The organism is Xanthomonas euroxanthea (assembly GCF_900476395.1).
GTDB lineage: Bacteria > Pseudomonadota > Gammaproteobacteria > Xanthomonadales > Xanthomonadaceae > Xanthomonas > Xanthomonas euroxanthea.
On record NZ_UIHB01000005.1, the window covers coordinates 262297 to 275013 of the forward strand.

The 12717-nt window shown below is 63.9% G+C and carries 9 protein-coding genes and 1 tRNA gene; all 10 read right to left on the bottom strand.

Going from position 1 to position 12717, the window contains the following annotated elements; genetic code table 11:
* Positions 1 to 77 precede the first annotated feature (77 nt).
* Positions 78 to 2192 (bottom strand): polyribonucleotide nucleotidyltransferase, encoded by a 2115-nt coding sequence (pnp, locus tag CPBF1521_RS15235; protein ID WP_104581972.1) that lies wholly within the window; start codon positions 2190 to 2192, stop codon positions 78 to 80.
* Positions 2193 to 2361: 169 nt separating this feature from the next.
* The gene (gene rpsO / locus CPBF1521_RS15240) at positions 2362 to 2622 is read right to left on the bottom strand and encodes a 30S ribosomal protein S15 (protein WP_003485583.1); all 261 of its coding nucleotides are present in this window, start codon (positions 2620 to 2622) and stop codon (positions 2362 to 2364) included.
* A 156-nt stretch (positions 2623 to 2778) separates the two neighbouring features.
* Positions 2779 to 3705: a tRNA pseudouridine(55) synthase TruB gene (truB, locus tag CPBF1521_RS15245; RefSeq protein ID WP_115677530.1), complete on the bottom strand. Its 927-nt coding sequence runs from the start codon at positions 3703 to 3705 to the stop codon at positions 2779 to 2781.
* An 80-nt stretch (positions 3706 to 3785) separates the two neighbouring features.
* Positions 3786 to 4178 (bottom strand): 30S ribosome-binding factor RbfA, encoded by a 393-nt coding sequence (rbfA, locus tag CPBF1521_RS15250; RefSeq protein ID WP_024937968.1) that lies wholly within the window; start codon positions 4176 to 4178, stop codon positions 3786 to 3788.
* A 146-nt stretch (positions 4179 to 4324) separates the two neighbouring features.
* Positions 4325 to 7024 (bottom strand): translation initiation factor IF-2, encoded by a 2700-nt coding sequence (gene infB, locus CPBF1521_RS15255; protein WP_181901253.1) that lies wholly within the window; start codon positions 7022 to 7024, stop codon positions 4325 to 4327.
* Positions 7025 to 7119: 95 nt separating this feature from the next.
* The gene (nusA, locus tag CPBF1521_RS15260) at positions 7120 to 8631 is read right to left on the bottom strand and encodes a transcription termination factor NusA (protein ID WP_016903006.1); all 1512 of its coding nucleotides are present in this window, start codon (positions 8629 to 8631) and stop codon (positions 7120 to 7122) included.
* 4 nt (positions 8632 to 8635) lie between these two features.
* Positions 8636 to 9226, bottom strand: a complete 591-nt coding sequence (gene rimP / locus CPBF1521_RS15265; RefSeq protein ID WP_104581969.1) for a ribosome maturation factor RimP — start codon at positions 9224 to 9226, stop codon at positions 8636 to 8638.
* A 210-nt stretch (positions 9227 to 9436) separates the two neighbouring features.
* Positions 9437 to 9513: transfer RNA gene (locus CPBF1521_RS15270), tRNA-Met, on the bottom strand.
* 201 nt (positions 9514 to 9714) lie between these two features.
* Positions 9715 to 11175 (bottom strand): NADH-quinone oxidoreductase subunit NuoN, encoded by a 1461-nt coding sequence (gene nuoN / locus CPBF1521_RS15275; protein ID WP_104581968.1) that lies wholly within the window; start codon positions 11173 to 11175, stop codon positions 9715 to 9717.
* Between the two features lie 36 nt (positions 11176 to 11211).
* Entirely contained in the window at positions 11212 to 12714 is a 1503-nt protein-coding gene (locus tag CPBF1521_RS15280; protein ID WP_104581967.1) for an NADH-quinone oxidoreductase subunit M, read from the bottom strand.
* Between the last annotated feature and the right edge of the window lie 3 nt (positions 12715 to 12717).

The window sequence follows — 12717 nt, forward strand, 5'->3', positions numbered from 1 at the left end:
GCACCGGCGATTGCCCTAAACACCCAATAAAAAAGCGGGCCGAAGCCCGCTTTTCGTAACGCGTCAAACCGTGGCGATTACTCGGCCGATGCCGGCAGGCCTTCGCCTTCTTCCACTGCCTTGATCGACAGACGGATACGGCCCTGCTTGTCCACTTCCAGCACCTTGACGCGGACCAGATCGCCTTCCTTCAGCTTGTCGCCGACCTTCTCCACGCGCTCGCTGGAAATCTGCGAGACGTGCACCAGGCCGTCCTTGCCCGGCAGGATGGTGACGAATGCACCGAAGTCCATGATCTTGGCGACCTTGCCTTCGTAGATGCGACCCGGCTCCACGTCCGAGGTGATCTGCTCGATGCGCGACTTCGCAGCCTGCGCAGCGATGGCGTTGACCGACGCGATGATGATCGTGCCGTCGTCCTGGATATCAATCTGCGTGCCGGTTTCCTTGGTGATGGCCTGGATGGTCGAGCCACCCTTGCCGATCACTTCGCGGATCTTGTCCGGGTGGATCTTGATGGTCAGCAGGCGCGGGGCGTAATCGCTCAGTTCCTGACGCGGGGTGGTCAGGGCATGCGCCATCTCGCCGAGGATGTGCAGACGGCCGGCCTTGGCCTGCTGCAATGCCTGCTTCATGATCTCTTCGGTGATGCCTTCGATCTTGATGTCCATCTGCAGCGCGGACACGCCTTCGGCAGTACCGGCCACCTTGAAGTCCATGTCGCCGAGGTGATCTTCGTCACCCAGGATGTCCGACAGCACAACGAAGTCGTTGCCTTCCTTGACCAGGCCCATCGCGATACCTGCGACCGGCGCCTTGATCGGCACGCCGGCATCCATCAGCGCCAGCGAGCTGCCGCAGACCGAGGCCATCGAGGACGAACCGTTGGACTCGGTGATTTCCGAGACCACGCGGATGGTGTACGGGAATTCTTCCAGGCTCGGCATCACGGCCAGCACGCCGCGCTTGGCCAGACGGCCGTGGCCGATCTCGCGACGCTTCGGCGCACCGAAACGACCGCACTCGCCCACCGAATACGGAGGGAAGTTGTAATGGAACAGGAAGTTTTCCTTGTACTCGCCCGAGACGGCGTCGATGACCTGACCGTCGCGTGCGGTGCCGAGCGTGGTGATCACGATCGCCTGGGTCTCGCCGCGGGTGAACAGCGCCGAGCCATGGGTACGCGGCAGCACGCCGGCCTTGGCGCTGATCGGACGCACGGTATCCAGTGCACGGCCGTCGATGCGCACCTTGGTGCTCAGCACCGAGCCACGCATGGTCTGGTATTCCAGCTCGCCGAATTCCTTGGACAGATCACCGGCAGCCCAGCCTTCGACGGTGGCGCGCGGTGCCAGCGCACCCAGCACGTCCTTCTTGATCGCCGAAATCGCATCACGGCGCTGCAGCTTGTCGCGCACCTGGAATGCCGACGCGAGCTGATCGCCCACCGCTTCCTTCAGCGCGGCGATCATGCCGTCATTCTTGGCCGGGGCCACCCAGTCGGACGGCTTGGTGCCGGCTTCGACGGTCAGCTCGTTGATGATGTTGATGACCTTCTGCATCTCGCGATGGCCGAACGTCACCGCGCCCAGCATCACTTCTTCCGACAGCAGCTCGGCTTCGGACTCGACCATCAGCACCGCGTTGGCGGTACCGGCCACGACCAGCTCCAGCTGCGAATCCTTCAGCTCGGTCACGGTCGGGTTGAGGATGTATTCGCCATTCTTGTAGCCGACCTTCGCCGCAGCGATCGGGCCGTTGAACGGGGTGCCGGCCAGCGACAGCGCGGCCGATGCGCCGATCAGCGCGGCGATATCGCCGTCGATGTCCGGGTTCATCGACATCACGGTGGCGATGATCTGCACTTCGTTCTTGTAGTCCTCCGGGAACAGCGGGCGGATCGGGCGATCGATCAGGCGCGAGATCAACGTTTCCTTCTCGGTCGCACGTCCTTCGCGCTTGAAGAAGCCGCCCGGGATGCGGCCGCCGGCGTAGAACTTCTCCTGATAATCGACCGTCAGAGGAAAGAAGTCCTGCCCTTCGCGCGCACTCTTGGCGGCGACGGCGGTGACCAGCAGTACGGTGTCGTCGAACTTGACGATGACGGCGCCGCCTGCCTGGCGAGCGATTTCGCCCGTCTCCAGGGTGACGGTGTGCTTGCCGTACTGGAAGGTTTTGGTGATTTTTGCCACGGAGGTTTTTTCCCTTAGGTGTTGCTGTCTTCGTTGGACCGTCGTCGACCCATGCCGAGAACGGGCGGCCGGGAGGCTCCGGCCCATGAACTGCATGCTGCAGATAACGTAATGCGAATGACCAAAACAAAGCCGCGGCGCATCGCTGCGCCGCGGCGGTAGGACTCGATTAGCGGCGCAGGCCGAGCTTCTCGATCAAGGACTTGTAACGCTCGTTGTCCTTCTTCTTCAGGTAGTCGAGCAGGCTGCGGCGGCGGTTGACCATCTGCAGCAGGCCACGACGGCTGTGGTGATCCTTCTTGTGGGTCTTGAAGTGGCCGGTCAGCAGCTCGATGCGCGCGGTCAGCAGGGCGACCTGCACTTCCGGCGAACCGGTGTCCTGGGCGCTGCGCTTGTTGTCTTCAATAACTTTCTGGGTGTCGACGGACATGATGTTTACTCGATAGATGCGTGGTCGACAGGAACGTGCATGACGCACCGCCGGACTCGCCGTTTGCTTGGGATGAGCGCGCTTGGCGCTGAGGTGCCCCGATCGGGGCCGCAAAATTGTAACGTCGTGCGGCCCCGGGAACAAGTTGACTAAACCTTAACAAGACGCCACTTCGTTCAGTCCATTGAACAATCGCTGCGGCGACAAGCGCCCCTCCGCGTCCACCAGGCCTAGCCCGGAGGGGGTTCCGTCGGGTCCGAACACCGCCACCTGGCCGGTCGGAAATGTCGCATCGCGCAGACGCTGGCCCATGCGAAAACGTGCCGCGTGCGCGGCATCGAGCACGATCCGCGCAAAATCGGCCAGTCCGGCCTCGATCGGCAGCAGCAGGTCCTGTGCGTCGGTGCCCGCTTCCAGGGCAGCCGACAGCGCCTCCAGCGTGATCATCTGCGGCGTGCGAAACGGCTCGACCCAGAGCCGGCGCAGCGAGGCGATATGCGCACCGCAGCCGAGCACTTCGCCCAGATCGCGCGCCAGGCTGCGGATATAGGTGCCCGATCCGCAGGTCACGCGCAGTTGCAGCCGCGGCGCGGCGTAGCCGATCACGTCGATCGCCTGCACCTCGACCTCGCGCACCGGCGCCTCGATTGCCTCGCCACGGCGCGCCTTGGCGTACAGCGGCTCGCCGCCCTGCTTGAGCGCGGAATAGATCGGCGCCTGTTGGCGGATGCGCCCGATGAAGGGCATCAGCGCTGCACGCAGCGCGTCTTCGTCCAGTGCGGGCACTGCACGCTCGCGCAGGACCTGACCATCGGCATCGTCGGTATCGGTGGTGACACCCAGCACGACCTCGGCATCGTAGGCCTTGGCAGAACTGAGCAGGAGGCCGGCAATCTTGGTCGCCTCGCCCAGACACAGCGGCAGCAGGCCGGTGGCCAGCGGGTCCAGGCTGCCGGTGTGGCCGCCCTTTTCGGCACGCAACAAGCGACGCGCGGACTGCAAGGCCGTGTTGGAGCTGACTCCAGCCGGCTTGTCGAGCAACAGGATGCCGTGCAACGGGCGATAGACGATGCGGGGTTTCAAGAGATCAGTGCTCGAATCGGGCACCGTGCGCGCCCGTTGAAATCAGGGCCGCTGGTCAACAGGCGGCCGGCCGGCAGCGCTCAGCGCTGCTCGGCGTCCTCGTCGCTGGACGCGGCCTCGGGGCCGACATCGTCCAGGTCACGCAGCAGGTTGTCGATGCGCTCGCCGCGGTCGACCGAATCGTCGTAATGGAAATGCAGCTCGGGCACATGCCGCAGCTTCATCGCGCGCGCCAGCTGCGTGCGCAGCTGACCCGCGATTTCCTTGAGCCCCTTGACCGCTTCGGCCGAGCGCTCCTGCTGCAGCGCGGTGACGAACACCTTGGCATGCGCCAGGTCGCGGCTGATTTCGACGTCGGACACGCTGACCGACGGCAGGCCGTGGTCGCGCACGGCCGCGTGCACGATCGTGCCGAGGTCGCGGCGCACCTGCGCCGAAACGCGGTCGGTGCGATGGAATGATTTGGTTGGCATGGTCGTGGACCTGGTTGATTCGGAGGGCCAGTTGGCACCGAAGCCAAAAACGGACGCGGGCGGCCATGCCGCCCTCGCCTTGCAGAACTTGCGTTACGGAACGACTCCGCTCGACGGAGTCCGGGGCCCGCAGGCCCCGGCAACCGTTACAGCGTGCGGGCGACTTCGATACGCTCGAAGCACTCGATCTGATCGCCGGCCTTGACGTCGTTGTAGGCCTTCACGCCGATACCGCATTCGGTACCGTTGCGCACTTCCTCGACGTTTTCCTTGAAGCGGCGCAACGATTCCAGCTCGCCCTCGAACACCACGACGCTGTCGCGGAGCACGCGGATCGGCTTGCTGCGCTTCACCACGCCTTCGATGATCATGCAGCCTGCAACCGCACCGAACTTGGAGCTGCGGAACACGTCGCGAACCTGCGCGATACCGATGATCTCTTCGCGGATTTCCACGCCGAGCAGACCGGACGCCACCTGCTTCACCTGGTCGATCACGTCATAGATGATCGAGAAGTAACGCAGATCGATGCCGTTGGACTCGACGATCTTGCGCGCCGAGGCATCGGCACGCACGTTGAAGCCGATGATCGTGGCCTTGGAAGCCGCCGCCGAATTCGCATCGGACTCGGTGATGCCGCCCACGCCGGAGTGGATCACGTTGATGCGGATGTCGTCGTTGGACAATGCCACCAGCGACTGCTTCAGCGCTTCCACCGAACCCTGCACGTCGGCCTTGATCACCAGGTTCAGCACCTGCTGGCCTTCGCCCTTGCCCATCTGGGCCAGGATGTCTTCCATGCGGTTGCTGGCCGAGGCGACCAGGCGCGACTCGCGGCGCTTGGTTTCGCGCTGCTGCGCCACGTCCTTGGCCAGACGCTCGTCGTCGACGACCACGAAATCATCACCGGCTTCCGGCACGCCGGACAGGCCGAGCACCTGCACCGGAATCGATGGGCCGGCCGAGGCCGGCTGATGGCCGGTCTCGTCGAACAGCGCACGCACACGGCCGTACTGGATACCGCAGACCAGGTAATCGCCACGCTTCAGCGCGCCCTGCTGCACCAGCACCGTTGCGACCGGGCCACGGCCCTTGTCCAGCGAGGACTCGATGACGGTACCGCTGGCGCGGCCTTCGGCCACCGCCTTGAGTTCCAGCACTTCGGCCTGCAGCGAGATCGCGTCCAGCAACGTGTCCACACCGGTACCGAGCTTGGCCGACACCTCGATGAACTGGGTATCGCCGCCGAACTCTTCGGCCACCACGTTTTCGGCCAGCAATTCATTCTTGACCCGCAGCGGATCCGCGCCGGCCTTGTCGATCTTGTTGACCGCCACGATCAACGGAACGCCCGCCGCCTTGGCATGCGCCACCGCTTCCTTGGTCTGCGGCATCACGCCGTCATCGGCCGCGACCACCAGCACCACGATGTCGGTGATCTTGGCGCCACGGGCACGCATCGAGGTAAACGCGGCATGGCCGGGCGTATCCAGGAAGCTGATGACGCCACGGCCGGTTTCGACGTGGTACGCACCGATGTGCTGGGTGATGCCGCCGGCTTCGCCAGAGGCGATCTTGGTGCGACGGATGTAATCCAGCAACGAGGTCTTGCCGTGATCGACGTGACCCATGATGGTGACCACCGGCGGACGCGAGGTGGTCTCGCCCTGCGCATCCTCGGCATGCGCCAGCAGCGCATCCTCGAAGTCGGCATTGTCGGCACGCACGGCCTTGTGGCCGAGCTCTTCGGTCACCAGCGCGGCGGTGTCATGGTCGATGCTCTGGGTGATGGTCGCCATGACGCCCATCTTGAACAGCGCCTTGACCACGTCGCCGCCCTTGAGCGCAAGCTTCTGCGCCAGGTCGGCCACGGTGATGGTGTCGCCGATCGCCACTTCGCGCACCACCGGTGCGGTCGGACGCTCGAACCCGTGCGGACCGCTGTTGCCCTGGTTGCCGCCACGGCCGTTGTCGTTGCCACGGCGCGAGGACGACGAACCGGGACGACCGGTCGGCTTGCCGCGCACATTGGAGCGGCGCGCACGATCAGCTGCAGACAGATGCAACTGCCCGGCGAAACGCTTGGTCGCATCGTCGTCTTCGACACCGGCCACCATGACGTGCGAACCGCGCGTCTTGTGCTTGGCCGCATTGGAACGATCGTCCGGGCGCGCCGGCGTTGCCGGGCGCGATGCCGGCGACGCGCCAGCCGGACGGGCCGGACGCGGTGCCGACGACGGCGAAGACGGTGCACGCGCGGACGGCGTCGGCGCAGCAGCAACCGGGGCCGGCGCACTGGCAGCCGCAGCGGCTTCCTCGGCAGCCTTGCGCTCGGCTTCTGCGCGGTCCTTGGCGGCCTGCTCTTCTTCACGCTTGCGCTGAATCGCTTCATCGCGCAGACGATCGCTTTCGGCCAGCGCCTGCTGCTCGTCGAGATTGCGCTGACGCGAAGCGGCGAGCTTGGCCAGGATGTCGGCGCGCTCCTCGTCCGGCGTCATCGGCGCAGGGCGACCGCCGCCTTCGTTTTCGGACTTCACGTAGGTGCGCTTCTGCCGCACTTCCACGTTGACCGTGGTCTTGGTGCGGCCGGCGCTGACCGTGACTTCCTGCAGCTTGCGCCGGTTGAGCGTGATCTTCTTGGCTGCTTCGCTCGCCGTTTCGGCGGGCGTGTCGGCCTTGCCATGCGTGCGGCGCAGGAAGCCAAGCAGTTTCATCTTCTCGGTGCTGGTCACGACCTGGTCGGGACCGCTGAACTTCATTCCGGCCTCGGCCAGTTGAACCAGCAGTTTATCGACCGGCGTATTGACCAGTTCGGCAAGCTTGCGGATGGTGGTTTGCTGCGACATTCGGATCCTATGATCTGGTTGGCGCCCCCTCGCCCAGAGCAAGGGAAACGCTGATTCTAAGCCCTGATGGGGTCAGGGCGCGGTTCATTGCCGGCTCATTCGCCGCGCTCCAAACGGGCGATCTCCTCGGCGCGGGCCGCCAGGATCAGCGCCGCGGCGCGCTCCTGGGTCAAGCCCTCGATGCCGAAGTCGACGATCTCGTCCGCTGCCAGGTCGGACAAGTCCTCGCTGGTGCGCACGCCGTGCTCGGCCAGAGCAAAGGCCGTTTCCTCGTCCATCCCCTCCAGCGCCAGCAGGTCCTCGGTGGGCTGAGTTCCTTCCAGGCCTTCTTCTTCTGCCAGCGCGGCGTTGAGCAACGCATCGCGGGCACGGGCGCGCAACTCTTCGACGATGTCTTCGTCGAAGCCTTCCACCGCCAGCAACTCGCCGACCGGCACGTAGGCGATTTCCTCGACCGTATTGAAGCCCTCGGTCACCAGGATCGCTGCGATTTCCTCGTCCACTTCCAGGCGATCCATGAACAACTGGCGCGCGGAGGTCTGCTCGGCTTCGGACTTGGCGGCCACCTGGTCGGCGGTCATTACGTTGAGCTGCCAACCGGTCAGGCGGCTGGCCAGACGCACGTTCTGGCCGCCCTTGCCGATCGCCTGGGCCAGGCGGTCTTCCGCCACGGCCAGATCCATCGAGTGCTTGTCTTCATCGACGATGATCGACTGCACTTCTGCCGGCGCCATCGCGTTGATGACGAAGTTGGCCGGGTTCTCGTTCCACAACACGATGTCCACGCGCTCGCCATTGAGCTCGTTGGACACTGCCTGCACGCGTGAACCACGCATACCGATGCACGCGCCGATCGGATCGGTGCGGGTGTCGTGCGCGATCACTGCGATCTTGGCGCGATCGCCCGGATCGCGGGCGCAGGCCTTGATCTCGACCAGGCCCTGGCCCACTTCCGGCACTTCGAGCTTGAACAGCTCGATCATGAATTCCGGCGCGGCGCGGCTGATGAACAGCTGCGGGCCGCGCGGCTCGGAACGCACTTCGGCCAGATAGCCGCGTACGCGGTCGCCCGGCCGCAACACGTCGCGCGGAATGCCCTTGTCCTTGGGGATGAAGGCTTCGGCATTGCCGCCCAGATCGACAAAGATATTGCCGCGCTCGGCGCGCTTGACCACACCGGTGATCAACTCGCCGACGCGGTCCTTCCAGGCATCGACCACCTGCTGACGCTCGGCTTCGCGCACACGCTGCACGATCACCTGCTTGGCAGCCTGCGCGGCGATGCGGCCGAAGTCCGGGTTTTCGATCTGTTCTTCGATGTAGTCGCCCACATCGACGCCATCAGCCTCGTCGACGGCATCCATCAGGCGCACCTGGCGATCCGGGGATTCCATCACCACATCGTCGGCAACCACTTCCCAGCGGCGATAGGTTTCGTAGTTACCGTCCTTGTGGTCGATGGTCACGCGCGTCAGCACGTCCTGGTCGGGATAGCGCTTCTTCGCTGCGGAAGCCAACGCGGCCTCGATCGCATCGAAGATCACTTCGCGCGGTACGCCCTTTTCGTTGGCCACCGCATCCACTACCAGCAAAAGTTCCTTGCTCATTTCGTCACTCCGCGCGCGGCTTGCCAGCCGCCGACTCGTTGGATGGTTTCTTCTTCTCGTGCCCGGGTTTCTTCGGGCCGGGCTTGTTCGGTTTTTGCGGGGCCAGGCCCAGAGCGACCCAATCCGGCAGAATGCGCGCCTTGTCGATGTTGTCGAAGACGATCTGCACGTCCTTTCCGTCGATGGCGAACACCACCGCCTGTGCTTCGGACTCGATCCGCACGATTTGGCCCTGGAAGCGGCGCCGACCATCCTGCGCCAGCTTCAACACGATCTTGGCGGACTCGCCGGCGTGACGGCCGAACTGCTCCAGCGTGAACAACGGACGGTCCACACCCGGCGAAGACACCTCAAGCGTGTAGTTGCCGGTGATGGGATCTTCGACGTCGAGCTGGGCCGACACTTCACGGCTCACGCGCTCGCAGTCATCGACGTTGATCACACGCTCGGGCTGTTCGGCCAGCGGCACATCGATGTACAGGCGCAATGTGGCGCCACCTGGAGCGGGAAGATATTCCACACCCAGCAGTTCCAAGCCCAGGGACTCAACCGTTGGACTCAGCAGATTCGCGATTTCGGTCGCTTTTTCGCTCACAGACTGCCCTGATAAGATGATTGCCAGTAGAACCCCGGCAACCGGCAGCAAACTTTCCGGTTCCGGAAAAAACAAGGGGCCCGATGGGCCCCTTGCGTGAAAAAAGCCCGACCTCTCAGGGTCGGCGCAAAGACGGGAACATGCGTCTTTGCGATCCAAGAAGCTGAAGTACTGCCCTAAGGCATTGCATTAAAGCAGTACTTCAAAACTTGGTAGCGGGGGCAGGATTTGAACCTGCGACCTTCGGGTTATGAGCCCGACGAGCTGCCAGACTGCTCCACCCCGCAGCAGAAGCGGAATTATGAAGAACTTGAGCGGCAATTGCAAGCCCTAGTTTTTCATCGATTGAAAACCCTGGGGTCTTCAACGTCGCGGCAAATGATAACCGCATTGCAACAAAAACGAAACAACAATCACGACTTTATTGCAGTCATCCATCGACGGCGCGTGTGAGGCACGCGCCGCGACGTCATGCAGGCATGCGTGACTTAGGCAAGGCCTGCGAACGCACGCTGGCACCACACCATGATCGGGCTCCAGGCCAGGCCAAGTGCGAGCAATGCGAGCGCGTTGACCCCGAGCACGGTGCCCAGCACACGATCGTTATTGGCGGGCAACGGCTCGCCCACCGGCTCGTCGAAGTACATGACCTTGATGACACGCAGATAATAGAAGGCGCCGATCACTGCACAGAGCACGCCGACCAGGGCCAGCCACAGCATGTCGCCGTTGACCGCAGCGCCCAGCACCGCCAGCTTGGTCCAGAAACCCAGGAACGGCGGGATACCCGCAAGCGAAGCCATGATGCACAGCACCAGGCCGGCCATCCACGGATTGCGCGCGTTGAGTCCCTTGAAGTCGTCGATGTTCTCGGCTTCGAAGCCATTGCGCGACAACGCGATGATCGCGCCGAACGCGGCGGTGGACATGATGGTGTAGCTCACCGCGTAGAACATGGCCGCGGCATAGCCTTCCTCGCCGCCACCGGCCACGCCCATCAGCAGGAAGCCGATGTGCGAGACGGTCGAGTACGCCAGCATGCGCTTGAGGTTGCTCTGCGCAATTGCCATCAGGTTGCCGATCACCAGCGACACCGCCGACAGGCCGCCGATCAACAGATGCCACTGCGGCGACAGCGGGCCCATGCCGACTTCAAGCAGACGGTAGGCCATGCCGAAGGCGGCGAGCTTGGGCGCGGAGCTGATGAACAAGGCGATCGGTGCGGGCGCGCCCTGGTACACGTCGGGCAACCACATGTGGAACGGCGCGGCGCCCAGCTTGAATGCCACACCGGCGATCATGAAGATGGTGCCGGTCAGCAGCAGGGTGCGCTCGCTGGAACCTTCGATCGCGTCGTGGATGCCGCTCAGGCTGAGCGTGCCGGTGGCGCCATAGACCAGCGACATGCCGTACAGCAGCAGGCCCGAGGCCAGCGAACCGAGCACGAAATACTTCATCGCCGCTTCGGTGGCCAGGCCGTTGTCGCGATTGGAGGCGACCAGCGCATACGAGCACAGCGCGAGCAGCTCCAGGCCCAGGTACACCATCAGCAGGCTGCCCGCCGAGGTCAGCAGCATCATGCCGGCGGTGGCGAACAACACCAGCACCGGGATCTCGCCCTGATAGAGATTGCGCTCGCGCAGGTATGTCCAGCCGTACACCAGGCTCAGACCACTGACCAGCACGATCACCGTCTTCATCACGTCGGCCGCGGTGTCGCGTACGAACATGCCGTGGAAGATCTCGCCCTGCCCGCCCGTGCCGGTCGCCAACAGCGCGAACACCACGGCAAGCACGGCAACGGAGAACAGGTGGGTCCAGACCTTGTTCCGCTGGCTCACGAACAGATCGAGCATCAGCAGTGCAAAGGCGCCGCCGATCAGCACCAGCTCCGGAACAAGCGGAGCCAGGTCAGCGGTGGTCAACGGCGCGAGCGTTGGCGTGGTCATCATCAAATCCTGGAAATCAAAACGTACGGCAAGCTGTTACAGCTTGGTCGCGGCAATCTGGGTAGCCAGCTTGGCGATCGATGGTTCCATCAGATCGGTCAACGGCTTCGGATACAGGCCCAGGGCCAGCACGCCAACGGCGAACACCCCCAGCACGAATGCCTCACGGCCATTGATGTCCTTCAGCTCGGCCACGTGGGCGTTGGCCACCTCGCCAAAGAACACGCGCTTGTAGAGCCACAGCGTGTAGGCGGCAGTGATCACCAGCGTGGTGGCGGCAGCGAAGGCCACCAGCGGATGCTTCTGGAAGCTGGCCAGGATCACCATGAACTCGCCGACGAAGCCACTGGTACCCGGCAGGCCGGCATTGGCCATGAAGAACAGCATGGAGAACGTGGCGAACCACGGCATCACATTGACCACGCCGCCGTAATCGGCGATGCGGCGGGTATGCATGCGGTCGTAGAGCACGCCGATGCAGGAGAACATCGCGCCGGACACGAAGCCGTGCGAAATCATCTGCACCATCGCGCCCTGCAGGCCCAGACGGGCAGCGTCGGTGCTGCCGTACTCGCGCACCAGGGTGAACGCGATGAAGGTGCCGAGGGTGACAAAGCCCATGTGCGCGATGGACGAATACGCCACCAGCTTCTTCATGTCGTCCTGCACCAGGGCCACCAGGCCGACGTAGACGACCGCGATCAGCGACAGCGTAATGACCAGCCATGCGAACTCATGGCTCGCATCCGGCACGATCGGCAGATTGAAGCGCAGGAAGCCGTAGCCACCGATCTTCAACGCGATCGCGGCCAGGATCACCGAGCCGGCGGTGGGCGCCTCCACGTGCGCATCCGGCAGCCAGGTGTGCACCGGGAACATCGGCACCTTGACCGCAAACGCGATCAGGAAGGCGAAGAAGATCCAGGTCTGTTCCTTGGCGGTCAGCTGCAGCGCGTACAGATCGGCCAGCTGGAAGCTGCCGCCCTTCAGGTACAGGTAGACCAGGCCCACCAGCATCAGCACCGAGCCGAGGAAGGTGTACAGGAAGAACTTCATCGCCGCGTAGATACGCCGCGGGCCGCCCCAGACACCGATGATCAGGAACATCGGGATCAGCATGGCTTCGAAGAAGACATAGAACAGCATCGCGTCGGTGGCGGCGAAGATGCCGACCGTGACGCCTTCCAGGATCAGGAAGGCAGCGACGTACTGATTCACGCGCTTGTCGATCGAGCGCCAGGCACCGATCAGGGCCAGCACCGTCACCAGCGTGGTCAGCACGATCAACGCGACCGCGATGCCGTCCACGCCCAGGTTGTAGCCGATGTTGTAGGCCGGGATCCAGGCATGCAGTTCGATGAACTGCATGGCGTCATTGGCCGTGTCGTAGCCCAGCAGCGGCAGACTCAGCACAAAGGTCGCCACCGCCACCGCCAGGGACGCCCAGCGGGCAGTCTCGGCGTTGCGCAACGCGAGGATCAAGGCGCCACCGATAATCGGCAGCCAGATCAAGATAGACAGTAGAGGCCAGTTCGACACGTT